At 68.5% G+C, this 19,144-nt stretch carries 21 protein-coding genes and 4 pseudogenes; 17 read left to right on the forward strand and 8 right to left on the reverse strand.

Translation table 11 applies throughout. From position 1 onward, the window contains the following. Positions 1–29 precede the first annotated feature (29 nt). The 7 genes from ACZ4Z3_RS16715 to ACZ4Z3_RS16745 all read left to right on the forward strand — a co-directional run bounded on the left by ACZ4Z3_RS16715 (position 30) and on the right by ACZ4Z3_RS16745 (position 6,458). A complete protein-coding gene (locus ACZ4Z3_RS16715) occupies positions 30–1,193 on the forward strand; it encodes an FAD-dependent oxidoreductase (protein WP_468501679.1) in 1,164 nt (387 codons plus the stop codon). After that, entirely contained in the window at positions 1,190–2,218 is a 1,029-nt protein-coding gene (locus tag ACZ4Z3_RS16720; RefSeq protein ID WP_468501680.1) for an amidohydrolase family protein, read from the forward strand. Before ACZ4Z3_RS16715 ends, ACZ4Z3_RS16720 begins: the two co-directional genes overlap by 4 nt. A gap of 15 nt (positions 2,219–2,233) precedes the next feature. Continuing rightward, on the forward strand, positions 2,234–3,169 hold the full coding sequence (locus tag ACZ4Z3_RS16725) for a VOC family protein (RefSeq protein WP_468501681.1): 936 nt from the start codon (positions 2,234–2,236) through the stop codon (positions 3,167–3,169). Positions 3,170–3,297: 128 nt separating this feature from the next. Then, the gene (locus ACZ4Z3_RS16730) at positions 3,298–4,269 is read left to right on the forward strand and encodes a fumarylacetoacetate hydrolase family protein (RefSeq protein ID WP_468501682.1); all 972 of its coding nucleotides are present in this window, start codon (positions 3,298–3,300) and stop codon (positions 4,267–4,269) included. Next, positions 4,266–5,015: an SDR family NAD(P)-dependent oxidoreductase gene (locus tag ACZ4Z3_RS16735; protein WP_468501683.1), complete on the forward strand. Its 750-nt coding sequence runs from the start codon at positions 4,266–4,268 to the stop codon at positions 5,013–5,015. The genes ACZ4Z3_RS16730 and ACZ4Z3_RS16735 overlap by 4 nt, the downstream gene beginning before the upstream one ends. 31 nt (positions 5,016–5,046) lie before the next feature. Continuing rightward, entirely contained in the window at positions 5,047–5,802 is a 756-nt protein-coding gene (locus ACZ4Z3_RS16740) for a CoA transferase subunit A (protein ID WP_468501684.1), read from the forward strand. Positions 5,803–5,822: 20 nt separating this feature from the next. After that, the gene (locus ACZ4Z3_RS16745; protein WP_468501931.1) at positions 5,823–6,458 is read left to right on the forward strand and encodes a CoA transferase subunit B; all 636 of its coding nucleotides are present in this window, start codon (positions 5,823–5,825) and stop codon (positions 6,456–6,458) included. 79 nt (positions 6,459–6,537) lie between these two features. Here ACZ4Z3_RS16745 and ACZ4Z3_RS16750 read toward each other — a convergent pair whose 3' ends face one another. Beyond that, complete coding sequence (locus ACZ4Z3_RS16750) at positions 6,538–6,951, reverse strand: DUF6069 family protein (protein ID WP_468501685.1); 414 nt, start codon at positions 6,949–6,951, stop codon at positions 6,538–6,540. Positions 6,952–7,268: 317 nt separating this feature from the next. On the opposite strand from ACZ4Z3_RS16750, the pseudogene ACZ4Z3_RS16755 reads away from it, so the two are divergent. Together ACZ4Z3_RS16755 and ACZ4Z3_RS16760 are read left to right on the forward strand one after the other, a co-directional pair. Next, positions 7,269–8,469 (forward strand): annotated as a pseudogene (locus ACZ4Z3_RS16755) (IS3 family transposase). Positions 8,470–8,572: 103 nt separating this feature from the next. Next, positions 8,573–8,718, forward strand: a pseudogene (locus ACZ4Z3_RS16760) (IS5/IS1182 family transposase); the annotation flags it as partial. 184 nt (positions 8,719–8,902) lie between these two features. On the opposite strand, the gene ACZ4Z3_RS16765 reads toward ACZ4Z3_RS16760, so the two are convergent. The 3 genes and pseudogenes from ACZ4Z3_RS16765 to ACZ4Z3_RS16775 all read right to left on the reverse strand — a co-directional run. Beyond that, on the reverse strand, positions 8,903–9,367 hold the full coding sequence (locus tag ACZ4Z3_RS16765; RefSeq protein WP_468501686.1) for a peptidoglycan-binding domain-containing protein: 465 nt from the start codon (positions 9,365–9,367) through the stop codon (positions 8,903–8,905). Positions 9,368–9,853: 486 nt separating this feature from the next. Next, positions 9,854–10,528, reverse strand: coding sequence for a LysE family translocator (locus ACZ4Z3_RS16770; protein WP_468501687.1), 675 nt, complete (start codon positions 10,526–10,528; stop codon positions 9,854–9,856). A gap of 76 nt (positions 10,529–10,604) precedes the next feature. Beyond that, positions 10,605–11,594, reverse strand: a pseudogene (locus tag ACZ4Z3_RS16775) (aminotransferase class III-fold pyridoxal phosphate-dependent enzyme); the annotation flags it as partial. Positions 11,595–11,687: 93 nt separating this feature from the next. Here ACZ4Z3_RS16775 and ACZ4Z3_RS16780 point away from each other — a divergent pair. Continuing rightward, a pseudogene (locus tag ACZ4Z3_RS16780) lies at positions 11,688–11,996 on the forward strand (transposase); the annotation flags it as partial. On the opposite strand, the gene ACZ4Z3_RS16785 reads toward ACZ4Z3_RS16780, so the two are convergent. Both ACZ4Z3_RS16785 and ACZ4Z3_RS16790 read right to left on the reverse strand, forming a co-directional pair. Next, entirely contained in the window at positions 11,968–12,303 is a 336-nt protein-coding gene (locus ACZ4Z3_RS16785) for an ankyrin repeat domain-containing protein (RefSeq protein ID WP_468501688.1), read from the reverse strand. The pseudogene ACZ4Z3_RS16780 and the gene ACZ4Z3_RS16785 overlap by 29 nt on opposite strands. Before the next feature lie 43 nt (positions 12,304–12,346). Beyond that, positions 12,347–12,580, reverse strand: a complete 234-nt coding sequence (locus ACZ4Z3_RS16790; RefSeq protein WP_468501689.1) for a hypothetical protein — start codon at positions 12,578–12,580, stop codon at positions 12,347–12,349. A 566-nt stretch (positions 12,581–13,146) separates the two neighbouring features. Here ACZ4Z3_RS16790 and ACZ4Z3_RS16795 point away from each other — a divergent pair. From ACZ4Z3_RS16795 to ACZ4Z3_RS16805, 3 genes are all read left to right on the forward strand, one after another. After that, positions 13,147–13,329: a hypothetical protein gene (locus tag ACZ4Z3_RS16795; protein ID WP_468501690.1), complete on the forward strand. Its 183-nt coding sequence runs from the start codon at positions 13,147–13,149 to the stop codon at positions 13,327–13,329. Between the two features lie 63 nt (positions 13,330–13,392). Continuing rightward, positions 13,393–14,514, forward strand: coding sequence for a hypothetical protein (locus ACZ4Z3_RS16800; RefSeq protein ID WP_468501932.1), 1,122 nt, complete (start codon positions 13,393–13,395; stop codon positions 14,512–14,514). Between the two features lie 100 nt (positions 14,515–14,614). Further along, positions 14,615–15,016, forward strand: coding sequence for a hypothetical protein (locus ACZ4Z3_RS16805; protein WP_280893105.1), 402 nt, complete (start codon positions 14,615–14,617; stop codon positions 15,014–15,016). 205 nt (positions 15,017–15,221) lie between these two features. Here the strand turns inward: ACZ4Z3_RS16805 and ACZ4Z3_RS16810 are convergent, their stop codons facing one another. Continuing rightward, on the reverse strand, positions 15,222–15,605 hold the full coding sequence (locus ACZ4Z3_RS16810; RefSeq protein WP_468501691.1) for a hypothetical protein: 384 nt from the start codon (positions 15,603–15,605) through the stop codon (positions 15,222–15,224). A 175-nt stretch (positions 15,606–15,780) separates the two neighbouring features. Further along, positions 15,781–16,032 carry a hypothetical protein gene (locus ACZ4Z3_RS16815; RefSeq protein WP_468501692.1) on the reverse strand — a complete coding sequence of 84 codons (252 nt, stop codon included), beginning with the start codon at positions 16,030–16,032 and terminating at the stop codon, positions 15,781–15,783. Positions 16,033–16,541: 509 nt separating this feature from the next. Between ACZ4Z3_RS16815 and ACZ4Z3_RS16820 the strand changes: the two genes are divergently transcribed. The 4 genes from ACZ4Z3_RS16820 to ACZ4Z3_RS16835 all read left to right on the forward strand — a co-directional run bounded on the left by ACZ4Z3_RS16820 (position 16,542) and on the right by ACZ4Z3_RS16835 (position 19,077). After that, positions 16,542–17,834, forward strand: a complete 1,293-nt coding sequence (locus ACZ4Z3_RS16820) for an IS256 family transposase (RefSeq protein ID WP_468501693.1) — start codon at positions 16,542–16,544, stop codon at positions 17,832–17,834. 26 nt (positions 17,835–17,860) lie between these two features. Then, positions 17,861–18,040, forward strand: a complete 180-nt coding sequence (locus ACZ4Z3_RS16825; RefSeq protein ID WP_468501694.1) for a pentapeptide repeat-containing protein — start codon at positions 17,861–17,863, stop codon at positions 18,038–18,040. A gap of 120 nt (positions 18,041–18,160) precedes the next feature. Continuing rightward, positions 18,161–18,541, forward strand: coding sequence for a hypothetical protein (locus ACZ4Z3_RS16830; RefSeq protein ID WP_468501695.1), 381 nt, complete (start codon positions 18,161–18,163; stop codon positions 18,539–18,541). Positions 18,542–18,723: 182 nt separating this feature from the next. Then, positions 18,724–19,077, forward strand: a complete 354-nt coding sequence (locus tag ACZ4Z3_RS16835) for a hypothetical protein (protein ID WP_468501696.1) — start codon at positions 18,724–18,726, stop codon at positions 19,075–19,077. The last annotated feature ends 67 nt before the right edge of the window (positions 19,078–19,144 follow it).

Consider the following 19,144-nt stretch of genomic DNA (forward strand, 5'->3'; position numbering starts at 1 on the left):
GCGACCCAACCCCGGGAGGTATCCCCGACATGGCTGACAGCCTCACCCGCCCCCAGCCTCCGGCTGGGGGCACCCCCACGGTCCTGGTCATCGGCGGGGGCGCCTCCGGCAACGCCGTCACCGTCCTGCTGCGCCGCGCCGGCATCGCCGTCGACCTGATCGAGGCGAAGCCCGACTGGAACGCCACCACCGGCTCCGGCATCACCCTCCAGGGCAACGCCCTGCGAGTCCTGCGTGAACTGGGCGTGTGGGAAAAGGTGGAAGCCTCCGGGTTCGCCTTCGGCTCGTTGGGCGTGACCGCCCCCGACGGCACCGTGCTGTTCGTCGCCGAGGACATCCAGACCGGCGGGGAGGACCTGCCCGCCACCCTCGGCATGCAGCGCCCCCAACTGCAGCAGATCCTCATCGACGCGGTCCACGCCTCCGGCGCCCGCGTTCTCCTCGGCACCACCGCCGAGGTGCTGCAGCAGGACGCCGACGGCGTCTCGGTGCGCTTCAGTGACGGCAATGAGGGCCGATACGACCTGGTGATCGCCGCCGACGGCCTCAACTCCGCCACGCGTGCCGCGATCGGCATCACCGACAAACCCGAGCCGACCGGCATGGCGATCTGGCGCATCGCCGCCCCACGGCCCGAGAGCGTCACGCGCACCGACCTCGCCTACGGCGGCCCCGCCTACATCGCCGGCTACTGCCCCACCAGCGAGAACACCATCTACGCGTACGTCGTCGAAGCCTGCCGCGACCGGGCCTCCATCGACCCGGCCACCTACGCCGACGAGATGCGCCACCTGGCGCAGGCCTACGGCGGGGTCTGGCCGGAGATCACCGAGCACATCACAGACCCGAAGAAGGTCAACTACACCTGGTTCGACCGTCTCCTGATCGAGGGCTCCTGGCACCGGGGCAGGGTGGTGCTCATCGGCGACGCCGCCCACTGCTGCCCGCCGACTCTCGCCCAGGGCGCGGCCATGTCCCTGGAGGATGCCTCCGTCCTCGCCGAACTGCTCACCAGCGGCCGGGACTGGGACGACGAGCTGTTCCAGGGCTACTACGAGCGCCGCATCCCCCGGGTGCGCACCGTCGTCGAGGCGTCCGTGCAGATCGGCCAGTGGCAGTTGGACGGCGTGCGCGACGCCGACATGGCCGGGCTGGTCGCCCGCACCATGAACGTCCTCAAGGAGCGCCCATGACCGCCGCCACGTCCTCCACGCCGACCATCGACGTCCACGCCCACCTGCTGCTGCCGGAGATCGAGGAGGCCGTCGCCGGACACTCGGGCCTGGCCGAGGCACGTAACCTCGACGCCCGACGCAACGGCCCTGCGGCACTCGCCGTGAACGGTCCCATGGTCGGCGAGCGGGTGCCACGGCTGACAGATGTCGCCGTGCGCCTGGCGGCCATGGACGTAGCCGGCGTGGACGTGCAGCTGGTGAGCCCCTCACCCGGCCACTACCACTACTGGGCCGACCCCCAACTGGCCGCCCACGTCTGCCAGCTGGCGAACGAGGGGACCGCCGCGCACTGCGCCAAGGCCCCCGACCGGTTGCACGGCCTCGGCCTCGTCCCGCTCCAGCACCCCGACCTCGTGGTGGCGCTGCTCGACCACGCCCTGGACCAGGGGCTGAAGGGCGTCGAGATCTCCTCGCACGCCCCGGGCCCCGGCGGGACACGGGAGGTGGAGCTCTCCGACCCGCGGCTCGCACCCTTCTGGGCCCGCGCCGAGGAGACCGGCGCACTGGTCTTCCTGCACCCCTTCGGCTGCACCCTCGACGAGCGCCTCGACCAGTGGTACCTGTCCAACACCGTCGGCCAGCCCACCGAGAACGCCGTCGCCCTCTCCCACCTGATCTTCTCCGGCGTCCTGGACCGCCACCCGGACCTGAGGCTCGTCGCGGCACACGGCGGCGGCTACCTCCCCACCCACATCGGCCGCTCCGACCACGCCTGGCGGGCCCGCCCCGACGCCCAGGCCTGCACCCGGGAACCGAGCAGCTACCTGAAGCAGCTGTACTTCGACTCCCTCGTCCACGACCCGCGCGTGCTCCGAGCCCTGATCAGCACCGTCGGCGCCGAACGGGTCCTGCTCGGTTCCGACTTCCCCTTCGACATGGGCACCGAGGACCCGCTGGGCGCGCTGCGCGCGGCCGGCCTGCCCGACCACGACTTCCACGCCGTGCGGGGCGGCAACGCCGCCGCCCTGCTCAACCTCGTCTGAGGAGGAACCCCCACGATGAACCGCCTGCTCACTCATCTCCGGCACGTCGACCTCGCCGTGCCCGACTACGACAAGCAGCTCGACTTCTACGCCGGCGTCTGGGGCCTGACCCAGGTCGCCGAGGACTCCGGCATCTCCTTCCTCGCCGCCGAGGGCAGCCCCGAGCACTACGTCGTACGGCTGCGCAAGGCCGACGAGAAGCGGCTGGACCTTGTCTCCTACGGTGCCGCGAGCACAGCCGATGTGGACACGCTCGCCGATCAACTCCTTGCCCAGGGGGTGCAGTTGATCTCCCAGCCGGGGAAGGTCGACACCCCCGGCGGCGGTTACGGCTTCCGCTTCTTCGACATCGACGGCCGCACCATCGAGGTCTCCGCCGATGTCGAGGCCCGCCGGCACCGTCGTATCGAGGAGAAGGAGGCGATCCCGGTCCGTCTGTCGCACGTGGTGCTCAACTCCCCGGATCTGACCAAGACCCGCGAGTGGTACGAGACCCACCTCGGCTTCCGGCTCTCCGACACGCTCAGCTCGCCGCACATGGGCGAGGTCATGCACTTCATGCGGATCAGCAACCAGCACCACTCGATGGCCCTCGCGAAGGGCCCGCACACCTCCCTGCACCACGTCTCCTTCGAGATGCGAGGCCTGGACGAGTACATGCGCGGCTCCGGGCGGGTGATGCGGGCCGGGTTCAAGAAGGTGTGGGGTCCTGGCCGGCACATGGCGGGCGACAACACGTTCACGTACTTCCTGGACCCGCACGGCAACACCGTCGAGTACACCACCGAGCTGGAGGAGCTGGACGAGGACACCTGGCACCCCCACGTCTACGACTTCTCCCGGCCCGAGGTCACCGACCAGTGGGGCACGGCGAACCCGATGAACGAACTGGTCGCCAAGGAGTCGTTCAACGACGTCGACCGCGGCTGCTTCGTCGCCCCGCCGGTCTGACCGGCCAGTCCCCCAGTCCCCCAGTCCCCCAGTCCCCGGGGGTGCGGTGGCCCTGTCAGCTGCCCCGACTCCCCGCGCCGCACCCCCGGGTCTCCATGCTCGCCCCTCACGCCGACAGGAACCTCCGCATGCGTTTCGCCGCGTACGAGTACCAGAACCGACGCCATGTGGCCGTCGTCGCCGAGGACGGGATGCTCCGCCCCCTGCCCGGTGTCCACTCCCTGACCGGACTACTCGCCGAGGAGGGCGGCCTGCCGCAACTGCTCGAAGCGGGCTCCGCGACGCTCGACGTGCCGACCGGTCCACATGTCTCCGAGGTACGGCTGCTGCCGCCCCTCCAGCCGCCAGCCGTGCGGGACTTCGTCACCTTCGAGGAACACGTCGAGGGCGTACGGAGGTCCGTGGACGGCAGCGCCGGCGTACCCGAGCGGTGGTACGCGGCCCCGACGTTCTACTTCACCAACCCCTACGCCGTGTACGGCCCGCACGACGACATCCCCATGCCCCCGGGATCGAGCGTGCTCGACTTCGAGCTCGAAGTCGCCGCCGTGATCGGCAAGGAGGGCCGTGACCTCACCCCCGAGCAGGCCCGCGACCACATCATCGGCTACACGATCTTCAACGACTGGTCCGCCCGCGACCTTCAGTCCGCCGAGATGAAGGTCGGCCTCGGCCCCTGCAAGGGCAAGGACAGCGCCACCACGCTGGGCCCCTACCTGGTCACCGCCGACGAGCTGGAGGAGTACCGCGACGAGGACGGATTCCTGCGGCTCGCGCTGACCGCCGAGGTGAACGGCGAGGTCGTCGGCAAGGACCTGCTGTCCAACATGAGCTGGACCTTCGAGGAGATGGTCGCTTACGCCTCCCGCGGCACCTTCGTCCGCTCTGGCGATGTCCTCGGGTCCGGTACCTGCGGCAACGGCGGCTGTCTCGCCGAGCTGTGGGGCGTACGCGGCAGACAGGACCCGCCGCCGCTCAAGCCCGGCGACACGGTCACACTCACCGTCGAGGGCATCGGCTCCGTCTCCAACACCGTGGTGCCCGGCCCTGATCCCGTACCGGTTCCGGTCGCCCGGCGCCGTCCCCGGGAGCGGCCGTGACCGACCCGCACCCCAAGAGGCTCCTCGGCAAGGTCGTCGTGGTCACAGGCGCGGCCGGTGGCCAGGGTGCCGCCGAGGCCGAGGCACTGACCCGCGAGGGCGCCCGGGTGATCGCCACCGACGTGACCGAGGCAGCCGGCTGCCGCCGCCTCGACGTCACCAGCGAGCAGGACTGGGCGGAACTCGCCGCCGACCTGCGCGAGGCGTACGGGCAGGTGCACGGCCTGGTCAACAACGCGGGCGTCACCTGGCGCGCCCGGATCGACGACGTACGCCCCGAGGACATGGCCCGTGTCCACGCGGTCAACGTCACCGGGCCGCTCCTGGGCATCCAGCACCTGGTGCCACTGATGCGAGCGGGCGCGTCGATAGTGAACGTCGGCTCCTCTGCGGCGCTGACCGCCCACTACCCGGTCGCCTACACCGCCAGCAAGTGGGCGCTGCGCGGCCTGTCGAGAACCGCCGCCATGGAACTGGGGCCCCGCGGCATCCGCGTGAACATCATCCACCCCGGCTTCATCGAGACCGACATGACCGCCTCCGCGGCGCCCGGGTTCCGTGAGGCGAACCTCCACGGGACACCGCTCGGCCGCACCGGAACCGTCGACGACATCACCCCTCTCGTCACCTTCCTCCTCTCCGACGAGGCGTCCTTCATCACGGGTGCGGAGATCCCCGTCGACGGTGGCCTCACCGCCCACGGCGGTGCGAAACCGATCTCGGACGCCCTGCGCGAGAACACCTGAACCCGCAGCGGAAAGAAAGGCACTTCTTCACATGGACAAGGTCTGGGCGAGCGCCGACGAGGTGGTCGCGGACATTCCCGACGGTGCGTCCCTGGCCGTCGGGGGCTTCGGCCTCAGCGGCATCCCCGACGTGCTCATCCAGGCCCTCCACGCCCAGGGCGCCACGGGTCTGGAGGTCGTGTCGAACAACTGCGGCGTGGACGGGCGTGGACTGGGCGTCCTGCTGGCCGACGGCCGGATCGCCCGCGTCACGGGCAGTTACGTGGGCGAGAACAAGGAGTTCGCCCGTCAGTACCTGTCGGGCGAACTGGAGGTGGAGCTGGTCCCGCAGGGCACGCTCGCCGAACGGCTGCGCGCCGGCGGCGCGGGCATACCCGCCTTCTACACCCCGGCCGGTGTGGGCACCCAGGTCGCCCGCGGCGGACTGCCCTGGCGCTACACGGCGGACGGCGCGGTCGCCCTCGCCTCCCCGCCGAAGGAGACCCGCGACTTCGACGACCGCGCCTATGTCCTGGAACACGGCATCACCACCGACTTCGCCCTCGTACGGGCCTGGCGCGGCGACCGCCACGGGAACCTCGTCTTCCGCAAGTCCTCCGCCAACTTCAACCCCCTCGCGGCGATGGCCGGCCGGATCACCGTCGCCGAGGTGGAGGAAGTCGTCGAGCCGGGTGAGCTGAGCCCGGACGAGATCCACCTTCCGGGCATCTTCGTCCAGCGCCTCGTGGTGCTCACCCCGGCCCAGGCCGCCGACAAGCAGATAGAGAAGAGGACCGTACGCGCATGAGCATCACCCTTGGTACGCAGCTGGGCTGGACCCGGGACCAGATGGCCGCCCGTGCCGCCGCCGAACTCACCGACGGCTCCTACGTCAACCTCGGCATCGGCCTGCCCACCCTCATCCCCGGCCATCTCCCGCCGGACGTCCACGTGGTCCTGCACTCCGAGAACGGCATCCTCGGCACCGGCCCCTACCCGTACGAGCACGAGGTCGACCCCGACCTGATCAACGCGGGCAAGGAAACCGTCACCGTCCTGCCCGGCGCCTCCTTCTTCGACTCCGCCCTGTCCTTCGGCATGATCCGCGGCGGCCACATCGACACCGCTGTCCTCGGCGCCATGCAGGTCTCCGCCGTCGGCGACCTCGCCAACTGGATGATCCCCGGCAAGATGGTCAAGGGCATGGGCGGCGCGATGGACCTCGTCCACGGCGCCCGCCGCGTCATCGTGCTCATGGAGCACACCGCAAAGGACGGCAGCCCCAAGATCGTGAAGGAGTGCACCCTCCCGCTCACCGGCCAACAGTGCGTCCACCGCATCATCACCGACCTCGCCGTCCTCGACGTCACACCCGAGGGCCTGACGCTCGTGGAATGCGGGCCGGGTGTGACCGCCGAGGACATTGCCGCCCGCACCGAGGCGCCTCTTGTCCAGAAGCGATGAGCCGTCGATGCGGAAGGCCGGGCGGGCAGGGATCGTGATCCCTGCCCGCCCGGCCTTCCGCATCCTCCTCACACCGCCCCTACGACAGCGGCATGACCCTGCGGTAGGCGAACACCGCGACCACCGCGACCACGACATGCATCAGGAGCAGCGCCACGACGCCGGTCACGCCACCTTCACCGAAGAGCAGGAAGTCGGGAACGAAGGACACCACGACGACAGTCGGCACCAGCCAACGCACCAGCGCCTCGGGGTCCTTCGACACCTTGCGGACGATGGCCCAGCCGATGGCGCCCGCCACCATCCCGACCGCCGTCAAGAAGATGTACGAACCCGGCTCCAGCGGTTGGAAGTCGTCGGGCGCGCCGACGGCGAGGGCGAGAAGGGCGATCACCGCGTCCGCCAGGGACGCCGCCACGATCGCGGCGAGCACACCCCCCGCCACGACGAGCTGGCCACGGCGGACGGGTACTGCTTCAGGGGTAACAGACACGGCAACTCCTGGAGGGAACTACGAGAAGCGCTCCGGAAGGAACGTTTGAAGAATCAAACATAGGGTCGCAGAATTTGTTTGAAACTTCAAGCTGCCGCGTCGCGTCTGTGCGCACACTCGTGAAGCCGCCGGACCCGACCGGTAAACAGGGCCTGAGGCTCGTCGGCTCCGGCGCCGGCACGCCGCACCGGTGGCAGCGGGACCGCCGCCTCGTGAGGTGCGCGGCCCGGCGGGCAGGGAGAGGCCCACACGGGCCTTGACCCCTGATCTTGGACACACGAGACACTGGATCTTGAGGATCTGAGAACGGACATCTCGTGGTCATGAAGCACTACCCCGCCGAGTTCAAGGCGGACGCGGTCGCGCTGTATCAGTCGCGGCCCGAAGCGACGATCAGGCTGGTCGCCGCTGATCTGGGCGTCAACCCGGAGACGCTGCGGAACTGGGTACGGGCGGCCGGGGCAAGCCGGCCGCGGGGCCGCCGGGTGGAGATACCCGCCGAGCCGCCCACTGCGCTGGAGGCGGAGAACGCGGCACTGCGCAAGCAGGTCCGCGAGCTGGAAGAGGAACGCGAGATCCTGCGCAAGGCGGCAAAGTATTTCGCCGGGGAGACTCGCTGGTGAACCGCTTCCAGTTCGTCGCCGACCACCAGCGCCGCTTCGGCGTGAAGCGGCTATGCACCATCCTCACGTTGCCCGCTCGAGCTTCTACTACTGGCGCCGGACCGAAGCCGCGAGGGCGGCCCGGCAGACGGACGACGCCAAGCTCGCCGCCCGGATACGCGCGGTTCACCGTGACTCGGACGGCACCTACGGCGCCCCCAGGATCACCGCCGAACTGCGTGATATTGGCGAAGTGGTCAACCACAAGAGAGTCGCCCGGATCATGCGCCAGGCCGGGCTGGCCGGCCTGCGACTGCGCAGGAAGCACCGCACCACCATTTCGGATCCGGCCGCTGCGAAGGCCGCCGACCTCGTCGGCCGCGACTTCACCGCCGCAACCGTGAACACGAAGTACGTCGGTGATATCACCTATCTCCCGCTGGCCGGCGGGAAGTTCCTGTATCTGGCCACGGTCATCGACCTCGCCTCCCGGCGCCTGGCCGGCTGGACGATCGCCGAGCACATGCGCTCCGACCTCGTCGTCGACGCTCTGGCCGCCGCCGAGCGGTGACGCGGCAGCCTCGCCGGCGCCGTCATGCACACCGATCACGGCGCCCAGTACACGAGCAGAGCGTTCGCCGACGCCTGCCGCCGGGCAGGCGTGATCCAGAGCATGAGCGCCGTCGGCAGCTCGGCGGACAACGCGCTCGCCGAGTCCTTCAACGCCACCTGCAAGCGGGAGATCCTCCAGGGCCGCAGGGCTTGGGCCGACGAGCGTGAAGCCCGCCTCGACCTGTTCCGCTGGCTGCACCGCTACAACACTCGACGCCGCCACTCCAGCCTCGGACAACGCAGTCCCGTCGCCTACGAGACAGCACTCGACACAACATCAACTACCCCGGCCCAAGCCGCATAGCCCGTGTCCAAGATTCCGGGTCAAGCCCCGGTCAAGGCCCCCCGTGTTCGGCCCAGCATGGCCGACGGTCCACCGGCGTTTCATCCGGTGAAGCCAAGACCGGGTCTGGGCCCGGCTGCACCGCGTCCTTCTGGACGAGCTCGGGGCCAGAGGCGAGCTGGACTGGTCGCGGTGCGCCATCGACTCCGTCAGCCTCAGGGCCGCAAAAGGGGGCCACTGACCGGACCGAATCCGACCGACCGCGGCAAGAATCGCCGTCGTACCACCCGGGTTGCTCGCTCGCGCCATCCGCACGGTAGAGAAGGAACTTGCTCACCAGAGCGGGAGCGGAGCGACAACGGGCACCTCGACAACTGATCGGTCCTTGAACAGAGCCGAGCATGTTCCTGCTGCCCTGCCGGTGGATCCCCAAGATCCCCCGGCAGGGTCAAGTTCAGCAGAAGACGCTCATGTCATTGGCGAACCGCTTGAACGCGGCCTGGGTCCCGGATCCGGGGTCGCCGTCGATCCGACCGGTGTAGCCCCATGCGTGCTCCAGCATGCGCTGCAACGCCCTGACGGTGTTGGCTCCGGGGTCGCCGTCGATCGCGTCGGTGTATTCCCAGGACGCCCTGAGGTGGCGCTGCATCGCCTTCCAGCTGTCGGTGCCGAGCTTGCCGTCGAGCCGGTCGGTGTAGCCGTGAGAGTCCTTCAGATAGCACTGGACGTTCCTGGCCTGCGCGGTGCTGAGGCCGAGGTTGACCACCGCGGACACGGCGGGGACCTCGGAGCTCACCGCAGGTTTCGCGGCCGGCGCCGATGCCGCGAAACTGGTGCCGGCGCCCGCCAGGCTGCCGGCGGCGATCCCCACGACGGCGGTGACGCTGACAAGCGTCCTCGTCACAACATTCGATCGCATTCGTTCCCTCATCTCAGTCTGGCACCGCTGATGCGAAGCCGGGCCCGACGCTGGCAGGCGCCCCGAGCGGCGGCAAGGAAACCGAATCCCTACGGGACGTTGGGACGGTCCACCACTTGACCTGGGACTTCACCGGCATGCTGGGACAGGGGTGGGACGGAGTACGGTTGCGGCGTCCTCGTGACACACGCCGCCGGCGGTGGGCACTGCCGTTGCGATCCTTCAACTGCGCCTGCGCGCATAAGGTTTGTTTGTCTCGCGGAGGCTCGTCAGCGGCGCCGGTATCAGCTTCAGTCGCCGAGCCCGCTGAAGAGCCCGCCCCGCCGCCGGATGCACCAGCTACTGACCTTGTCGGATTAGCTTCGGATGGTCTGAGGGGTCCTTGCAGAATGATCTCCCTGTGGCACGGGACTCCCGCATCCCGCTCCGCAAGCGCAGGTCCGCCGCCGACTTCGGAGGGGCATCCGCAGGAGTGGGCGGTCCTCGTCAGGAGACCACTGCGACCCCGATGCCGATGGCGATGAACAGCCAGCCGGTCGTCAACTCCCATCGGTGGCGAATCTTCGGCCGGGCGAGGAAAGCCCGCAGCCGCGCGGCGACGGCGACCAGGGCGAACCAGTAGACGACGCCGATCAGGACATCGAGGATGCCGAGGAAGAAGATCTGCCGGGCGGTCGAGCCCCCACCCTGCACGAACTGCGGGAGGATGCTGAGGAAGAACAACGCGGCTTTGGGGTTGAGTACGTTCGTGAGGAAGCCCTCGGTGAAGCCGGCCCGCCACCGACCGCGAGCCCGTTCCGCCGCAGCCGGGTCCCGCAGTGTGTTCAACCCTTCAGGGCCGTCGGACGCCCCCGTCTCAGTCCGGCGCTCGCGGGCAGCCCGCCGGGCGGCCCGCACGGCCCGGATCCCCAGATAGATCAGGTAGACCGCGCCGAGCAGCTTGATGCCGTCGTACACCACAGGAGAGCGGGCGGCGATCAGCGACAGCCCCGCGGCGGCGGCGAGCATGTGCACGCACAGCCCGGTCTGGGCGCCCAGCGCCGCAGCTCGTCCCTTGGCAGGGTGCTCGCCGGCAGAGCGCACCACGACCAGGAAGTCCGGGCCGGGGACCATATAGGCCACGAGCACGACGCCGAGGAATCCCGCCAGGTCGACCGACATCCGCTTTCCCCCTTCGCTCACCCCGGCAGCCCTTTTGCTGCCGAGGCGTCTCGTCATGGGCTGGCTTCGGGTCCGCTCAGGCCGCGAGGGTTCGCCTGCCGACCACCGAAGCGACGGCTTCGTCGAGTATTCCGAGGCCCTGGTCCAGGTCTTCATGGGACACGGTCAACGGCGGCAGGACCTTGACCACCTCGTCGTGAGGGCCGGCTGTCTCCAGGAGCAGGCCGCCCCGGTACGCGGCGTCGCACACCTTACGGGCCGCGCCGGGGCGGTCGAAGGGCAGGCCCCAGGCCAGGCCGCGCCCGCGCGGGGAGTCGAGCCCATGGAGGCGTGCGGTCTCGGTGAGGGCGTTGCGTACCCGCTCGCCCAGGGCGGTGGTCCGGTTTTCCAGGACACGGTCGGACCAGAACACTTCGAGCGCCCGTGCTCCGGTGATGAACGCGGGGTTGTATCCGCGGAATGTGCCGTTGTGTTCGCCGGGTTTCCACAGGTCGTACTCGGGGCGCATGAGGGTCAGGGCCATGGGCGTCCCGTACCCGCTGATGGACTTGGACAGGCAGATGATGTCGGGGATGATTCCGGCCGTTTCGAAGGAGAAGAACGGCCCGGTTCGACCGCAGCCCATCTGGATGTCGTCCACCACGAGGAGGGCGCCGTGGGCCCGGGTCCAGGCAGCCAGGGCGCGCAGCCAGGCCGGGCGGGCCGGGTTGACGCCGCCCTCGCCTTGGACCGTCTCCACCACTACCGCCGCGAGCGGCCCGTTCGCGGCGGCACCGTCGAGTGACCGACCCAGCTGTGCCACCGACTTCTCCTCGTCGTCGGCGGAGTCGTCGTAGGGCACGGGGACGGCGTGTGGGAGCGGTACGCCGGCTCCTGCGCGCTTGGCCGGGTTGGCTGTGATGGCCAGGGCTCCGAGCGTCATGCCGTGGAAGCCGCGCTGGAAGTAGGCCACGGTGGGCCGGCCGGTGACCTTCCGGGCCAGCTTGAGCGCGGCTTCCACGGCGTTGGTGCCGCCGGGGCCGGGGAACTGGACGCGGTGGTCCAGGCCGCGGGGGGTGAGAATCTTTCGGCGATGTTGGTGGCCAGATAGAGGTGGAGACCGTCGATGCGGGCGCCGCCATCGCCCAGTTGGACCGGAGCGCCGCCCGGCACGGCGGGCATACCTCCGGTCCGTTCCCGCCGCGGGCGGCGGCGCCGCAGGCCGGACAAGCTCCACGCAGACAAGGGCTACGACTACTCCCACCTGCGCCGATGGTTACGAGGCCGTGGCATCAGGCACCGCATCGCCCGCAAGGGGATCGAGACCTCGCAGCGACTCGGCCGCCACCGCTGGACCATCGAGCGAACCATGTCCTGGCTCGCCGGCTGCCGCCGCCTCCACCGCCGCTATGAGCGCAAGGCCGAGCACTTCCTCGCCTTCACGAGCATCGCCTGCACCCTCATCTGTTATCGGCGGCTCGTCTGCTGATGTGGGCCTGCAGCAGTTTCACGGTCTGGGCGTGGCCGTAGTGATTGGCCATGTCCATGGGTGTGCGGCCGTCTGGGTCTGCGAGCTCAGGATCAGCCCCGAAGGCCAGCAACACGGCCGTGGTGTGCACCGTCAACAGCTGCCCGCTCTGCAAGGAGCCGTCACCCTCGGCGTCGATCGCGTGAGTCAGCAGCGTCATGTTGCTGAAGACCTCGTCGGGATCAGAACCAGCAGCCAGCAACCGGGCCAGGGCCTCAGCATCCTCCTGCTCAACCGCTTGATGCGCCGGCGTCCAGTAGTCGCTCACCACGACATTCAAACGTCCCCACAGCACGCCTGCCAGCGACTATCTACGCCAACGGCCACCAATTGAGATGACGTCTTAGGGTGCAGATCAACTCGCACACCGACGGCATGTCCGCGGACCCGGCTCCGAACGGGAGCACCCCGTTGCCGAGCGCGCGGTCCGCCACGTCCTCCAGGTCCCGCAGGGTGCGCGGGGGCTGTACGCCCAGCGCCGCGAGGACCGAGGTGTTGAACATCAGTCCCATCGTCTCGCTGCTCCTCGGGACGCCGAACAGCATGCCGTCGACGGTGGCCAGCCTCGTCCCGGCGCGAGGAGGCGGGATCGCCAGCCGTACCGGTCCGCGTACGGGGAGAGGTCGAGGAGATGTTTACGCTTCACCAGGTCCAGGTGATCACCGGCGCGCGGAACATCACGATGTCGGGACCCGTTCCCGCCTCCAACGCTCTGACGGCCCGCTCTTGCGCCGGTTTCTCCACCACGGTGAGGTCGAGGTGTACACGATTCTGCGCGGCATTGAATGGCCTGACGAAGAATTTGATGAATTCGTCAGGACCTGACCCTCGGCCGAGCCATCACGTCACTTTCGAAAGGGAAGAAGTCATCGGGCGATGGTAATTGATCTGCCATGTGCATCCAGCGAACTGGGCGCTCCCGAGAGCTGGTTGTGCTGGGGGGCTGGAACGGCCGGACCCCCTACCCACCCGGTGGCGGATCGAATCTCCCGCCTAGGGACTTTCGGCGTACGCCGAAACCTATTGTCGCCGCAACGCGGCCCAGGTGAGTCTTCTCGGCAGGTCCGGCCCACCCGGCCGAACCACCACCGACAGAGACGGGGAACTCACCGTGCGCACCTCGCGTTCACTGCGGTTGCTCGGCGCGGCGGCTGGCGGCCTGTCGCCCATCGCACCGGACGCGGCCCACCCGGCCGCCGTGGGCCACGGCACCAGCGACAATCCCGACGGGCGGATGTCCCGCGCTGCGCCGGTGTGCGGCGGCAACGTCCTCGACCGTACGAAGCGGTACTGAGCCATGTTCCGATGGAGCAGATGGCGTTCCGTAGCAGTGCTGTGCGCCGTGGTCATGGCCGTGATGACCGCCCTGCTCAGCCCTTCGGCCACCGCGGCAACGAACGCGGCAACGAACGCGGCAACGGACGCGGCGTCGTCCGCGCCACGTGACGCGGCCGGTGTCACCGTGCCGGCCGGTGTGACGGCGGGAGTCGCCGTCTTCGACCGGCAGACCGGCACCTTCACCGAGCAGCTGAACCCGAACAAGCAGTTCCGGTCGGCCTCCGTGGTCAAACTGCTGATCGCGCTGGACTACCTCTGGAACCGCGGCCCGGACTACCAGATCCCATCCGGTGACCAGGCCAAGTGGAACTCCATGCTGCGCAGCAGCGACGACGACGCCGCCAGCGAATTCTGGGTGCGCAACGGCGAGGGCTCGATCGTCACCCGGATGGCCCGTGAGCTGTCCCTCTCCAGCAACACGACCCCACCGCCGGCCAACCAGGACGGCATGTGGGGCTACACAGCCTTGACGGCCGCGGACACGGTGAAGATCTACCGTTACCTGCTGGACACGGCGCCCGCCCGCGTCCGCGAACTGATCATGGGCAATCTGAAGCAGTCCACACGCTGCTCCGCCACCGACCACTTCGACCAGCACTTCGGTATCGCGGGCGCCTTCAACAAGCCGTGGGCCGTGAAACAGGGCTGGTCGGGTTTCGGCGACATCGAGCAAGGTACGTGCCGCCCCGCCACGTCGGCCGTCAACGGCAAGGCAGCGTCCGTCGACCTGACGAAACCGGCGCTGCACACGACCGGGACGGTGGGTTCCGGTGACCGCTCCATCGTGGCCGTGTACACCCTGCACGACGTCGGCACCTCGTACGGCAAGGCGTACACCGACCTGGGCAGGCTGACCCGTTCGCTGAACGTTCCCGGTGGCGTACGACCGGCGGGCACGTGGTTCGGCACCTGGAGCTCCGGTGTCAACGTCCGCCCCGAGCCCAACACCACCCGCGACCCGCTCCTCCAGCTCCCCGCCGGGGTCGAGGTGCTGGTCGGCTGCCAGACGCGAGGGGAGACCGTCTCGGTCCCGCCCTACACCAACGAGTGGTGGGCCTACCTGCCTCAGTACGGGGGCTATGTCAGCAACATCTACATGAGCAGTCCGGACAACCAACTGCCCGGCGTCGCGCAGTGCTGAGCAGTGCATCACGGTGCTGCGAAGGGCCTGCGGGAAGAGCCGGGCAGGCACCCGGCACCTTTCGGTCGAACTCGAAAACCAATGAGAAAAGGACAGGTGGATGACCAGGACCAGGAAGTGTCTCTCCCTCTGGATGGCAGCCCTCGCCCTGACGGCGGGCGGTGTGATCGCCGCCCCTTCGGCCAGCGCCGCTGCCAGCGCCGAGTGCGGAGTCCGGGCGAGCGACGGCCGGCTGTGGTGCGGGAACGGAGCCCCCGCCATTCTGCGCTCGGGCGCCTACCACGAAGCGAACATCACGGGGCAGCTCTATTCCACCTTCAGCTGGTTCGACTGCTGGACCTATGGTGGACTGCACGGCGGCGGCAACACCACCTGGTATCACACCAAGGGTGACTGGACCGCTCCTGGCTACGACGGGTGGGGCTACGTCCCGGCGGACTGGGTCAACACACCGTCCTCGTTCGACGCCGATCCGAGCGCGCGCGGTCTGCGGCACTGCTGAGAGCAGCACTGCCGAGCTCGCCAAACCACTCCTTGATGTCGTCGGTCTCGTCCACGAGACCGACGACATCGTCGACGTTGTCAGCTCCTGTCGGTAGCATCAGGACATGAACCACCTCACGGACCTGACCGTCGATCAATAGGCGGTCGTCGTCGCCGTCGTTGCTGCTGTCATTGCCGTCTGGCAGGCGGCTATCGCCCGCCGATCAGCTGCCCAGCAACTGGCCCTCGCGGAACGCATCCACCTGGAGCAGAACGAGCCGTACGTCATCGTCGACATTCAGCCCGAACGCAACGACGGTTCGCTCCTGCTGGTCATCGAGAACGCCGGTCCAACCGTCGCCCGGAACGTCCGTATCTCCTGCAACCCGCCTATCCAGTCCGGTGGCTCCCGTGGGGGACGAACCGGACCTGACCCAGGTCATGCAGCAGGTTCTGGCCCGGACCATCCCGATGCTGCCGCCGCGTCGCCGCCTCACCTGCCTTTTGGACAACAGCTCGAGGTTCAAGAACACCGAGCTGCCCCGCGTGTACACCTTCACGGTGAACGCGGACGGTCCTGCTGGCGCAGTGGAGAGGCTGGAGTTCACCGTCGACCTTGACGCCATGGCATGGGCACTGAGAACCGGCCCACCAAGCAGTTGGAGACCAAGCTGGGGATGATCGAGAAAGCGGTGCTCGCACTGTGTCCGGGTGATCGCCCGTCGTCCCTTACCGGGGACGCTCTCCGGGCGAATGGGACGGCGACGACCGAGCTCTGCACAGTCAGACGCTGCCCGGCCCGGCCGGACGGGTTCGGTCGGCAGCACGCTGGCGGATGATGTCCTGCAGCCGGCGGGAGCTGATAGCCGGGATGAAGAGCCCGGCCATGCCCAAGCCGGTGACCACAGCGCTCAGCAGGACGATTGACACCGACAGATCTATGCCACCCCGCAGAACACCGACGTCACGACGATGAAGACGAGCCTCGCGGTAATCCCGCGGCTGCCGTAGCGGGGACTTCTCCCGCGCCACCATGCCGGTCCACCTGCCCATCCCGCCGCCACGCAGAACATGCCGGCGGCCAGGCGGCAGCAGGACCGGCGGGACCGACCGGACGACCACCCCGTCTTCTGACCTGCCCGGTGAGGTAGCCGACCTGCACCAGCCGCATCAGGTACGGCGGCGCCTCCGTCACGATTCACCACTCCCGCTTCGGCCGGTCAGGCCAGGGAACCTACTGACAGCGCTCCGGGCCCGTCATGGCGCCCTCACCCTGAGGCGTGGGCTGTCACCATCTCTTGACGCGCTACGGCCAAGGAATGCTGCGGCAACCGTGGCGAACAAGACGGTCACCGCCAGGACGAGAAGCAGGAACGCCGTGGAGCCGTAGTTCACGAGTGCACCGCCTTGATGAAGGTTTCACCGGGAAGGGATTGCGACGATCCTGAGTAAAACCCGCTGGTGAGCCGGTTGAATGTTCTCCAGCGACAACAGGGGGGACTGTAAGACGTTCGGTGTAACTCCCGATCATGGAAGATGCATCGATGACCAGTGAGAACGTGTCCGAGTCGGGGACCGTCGAGCCCTCGAAGGCTGCGTCGGCGAAGGCCGTGGACGACCAGTTGATCGACGAGCTCGTGCACCGGGCCCAGGCGGAGGGGCTGCAGCTGACCGGAGAGGGCGGGCTGCTGCAGCAGTTGACCAAGCGGCTGCTGGAGTCCGCTCTGGAAGGCGAGATCACGGACCGTCTTGGCTATGACAAGCACGACCCGGTCGGCAAGAACGGCGGCAACTCCCGCAACGGCAAACGCTCCAGGACCGTGCTGACCGACGTCGGCCCGGTGGAGATTACGGTGCCGCGCGACAGGGACGGCTCCTTCGAACCGAAGATCGTCAAGAAGCGGCAGAAGCGCCTGACCGGCGTCGATGAGATGGTCATCTCGCTGGCCGCGAAGGGCCTGACCACTGGCGAGGTGCAAGCCCACCTGGCCGAGGTCTATGGCGCCGAAGTCTCCCGCCAGACCATTTCGACCATCACCGACCAGGTCCTCGAGGGCATGGCCGAATGGCAGAGCCGTCCTCTCGACGCCGTCTATCCGGTGGTCTTCATCGACGCCATCCACGTGAAGATCCGCGACGGCGCGGTTGCCGACCGGCCCATCTACGTGGCTCTGGCCGTCACCACCGAGGGCCGGCGGGAGATCCTGGGCCTGTGGGCCGGCGACGGCGGCGAGGGCGCCAAGCACTGGCTGCACATCCTCACCGAGATCAAGAACCGCGGCGTCAGCGACGTGCTCATGCTGGTCTGCGACGGGCTGAAAGGCCTGCCTGAGGCGGTGGAGACGGTCTGGTCCCGGACGATCGTGCAGACCTGCGTCGTGCATCTGCTGCGGAACTCCTTCCGCTATGCCGTCCGTCAGGACTGGGACAAGATCGCGCGTCTCCTCAAGCCCGTCTACACGGCGCCGACCGAGGAGGCCGCCCTGGACCGGTTCGCGGAGTTCGCCGATTCCTGGGGCACGAAGTATCCGGCGATCGTGAAACTGTGGGAGAACGCCTGGGAGGAGTTCACCCCGTTCCTGCGGTTCGACACCGAGATCCGGCGCATCGTCTGCACCACCAATGCGATCGAGTCCGTCAACGCCCGCATCCGCCGGGCGGTAAAGGCCCGTGGACACTTTCCCAACGAGCAGGCCGCCCTGAAATGCGTCTACATGGCGATCATGTCCCTCGATCCCACGGGCAAGGGGCAGTCCCGCTGGACCATGCGCTGGAAGACCGCCTTGAACGCTTTCGACATCACCTTCGACGGCCGCCTCTCGGCGGCCCGTCAGTAATCAACTACCGCAGTTACACCACTCGTTTGACAGGCCCCACCGACGCCAACTTGGACGGATCAGACCTCACCGACGCCCGTCTGGAGGGGGCGGACCTCACCGGCGCCCTCAATTTGCGGCCTGATCAGATCAAATCAGCAAAGAACATCGAGCGAACCAAGCTGCCGCCTGACATCGAGGCCTCGGTACGTCCCTCTACGGACTAAAGGACCCGATTCCGCCCCCTCGGGCCACTGGATCGCGTATGAGGCAGCGCGACTGTTCCACCGCGGCCTCGGGCAGGGTTCATCAGTCGCCGGACGGTCCGGCGAGAGAGGGGGAACCTGATGAGCCAAGATCTGAACGCCGAACTGTCCCGCATCTACGAGCGCTGCATCGATGAGGTCCGTACGATCGCCGCGCTCGATCCGACGAAGCCCGTCGAGGGATGGAGCCAGTACACCTGCACGGCCGCCAACGAGTTCGCGTCGGACGTCGAGATGGCGTGGGTCACAGCTCACCCCGAGCACGAGGTGCGTGACACGTACTGGGCAATCATGGGCGGCGTTCCCATCGAGCGTGAAAGCGTCTCCGGGGACTCGCCTACGCGATACATCACGTACGGGCTGACGTCCTTCGCCCGTGTCCTGCAGTGCATCGAGGCCATGCGCGCCGGCCGATTCGACCCGCACGTGCCAGGCGGCATCATCCGAAACGACGAGGACTGAACCAACTGGGGCCGGCACTTAGCTCCACCCGCCCCAGTGGGGGCCGCAGTTCGACGTCTACCTTCACCCTTCACTTCCGGCGGCGGCACGGCCCACGCGGTGGACCGGTTCCGCCCCCCACCCGAATGGATCACGCGCCCACGGGAGACGGTCGGCTGCGATGCTCGGCAGACAATCCCACCTTGCCCTTGGAGAGCAGCATGGAGTTGAGCGCCACCGGCGTACCCGTCGTGACGCAGGAGGACACCCAAGTGGAGGTCGGCCTCGACCTCCAGGCGGGCACGCTCGTCCTCACTCAGGACGGCAGAGACCTCGTGGCATACCACGCACTGGTGGAGTTCGCGTCGCCCCGAGAGCAGCCCTGGACGGCGCAGCAGGTCAAGTTCTCGGCTCACGGGCCGGACGGCTCATCCGTGTCGCTGGTCGTGGACCTCCTCAATGACGCCTACGACGGGCTCCGGGGCGGCATCCCCGAAGTGATCTGGCGGGTGGTGGCTCTCGCCGCGACGTCTGCGGGCGACGTCGGCATCACCTAGGCGCCTCCCGCACCCTGACGTCCGGTCACCGAGGCTTTCGCAGGCCGGACCCCCTTGACCACCTGCC

The organism is Streptomyces sp. NPDC030296, from assembly GCF_055572815.1.

Bases quoted from the DNA above. Each gene is read 5' to 3' on its own strand.
- ACZ4Z3_RS16740 (WP_468501684.1), top strand. From the start codon at position 5,047: ATGGACAAGGTCTGGGCGAGCGCCGACGAGGTGGTCGCGGACATTCCC.
- ACZ4Z3_RS16725 (WP_468501681.1), top strand. From the start codon at position 2,234: ATGAACCGCCTGCTCACTCATCTCCGGCACGTCGACCTCGCCGTGCCC.
- ACZ4Z3_RS16805 (WP_280893105.1), top strand. From the start codon at position 14,615: ATGACCAGGACCAGGAAGTGTCTCTCCCTCTGGATGGCAGCCCTCGCC.
- ACZ4Z3_RS16800 (WP_468501932.1), top strand. From the start codon at position 13,393: ATGACCGCCCTGCTCAGCCCTTCGGCCACCGCGGCAACGAACGCGGCA.
- ACZ4Z3_RS16765 (WP_468501686.1), bottom strand. From the start codon at position 9,367: ATGCGATCGAATGTTGTGACGAGGACGCTTGTCAGCGTCACCGCCGTC.
- ACZ4Z3_RS16730 (WP_468501682.1), top strand. From the start codon at position 3,298: ATGCGTTTCGCCGCGTACGAGTACCAGAACCGACGCCATGTGGCCGTC.
- ACZ4Z3_RS16790 (WP_468501689.1), bottom strand. From the start codon at position 12,580: ATGCTGTTCGGCGTCCCGAGGAGCAGCGAGACGATGGGACTGATGTTC.
- ACZ4Z3_RS16830 (WP_468501695.1), top strand. From the start codon at position 18,161: ATGAGCCAAGATCTGAACGCCGAACTGTCCCGCATCTACGAGCGCTGC.
- ACZ4Z3_RS16720 (WP_468501680.1), top strand. From the start codon at position 1,190: ATGACCGCCGCCACGTCCTCCACGCCGACCATCGACGTCCACGCCCAC.
- ACZ4Z3_RS16820 (WP_468501693.1), top strand. From the start codon at position 16,542: ATGACCAGTGAGAACGTGTCCGAGTCGGGGACCGTCGAGCCCTCGAAG.
- ACZ4Z3_RS16715 (WP_468501679.1), top strand. From the start codon at position 30: ATGGCTGACAGCCTCACCCGCCCCCAGCCTCCGGCTGGGGGCACCCCC.
- ACZ4Z3_RS16770 (WP_468501687.1), bottom strand. From the start codon at position 10,528: ATGTCGGTCGACCTGGCGGGATTCCTCGGCGTCGTGCTCGTGGCCTAT.
- ACZ4Z3_RS16815 (WP_468501692.1), bottom strand. From the start codon at position 16,032: ATGGTGGCGCGGGAGAAGTCCCCGCTACGGCAGCCGCGGGATTACCGC.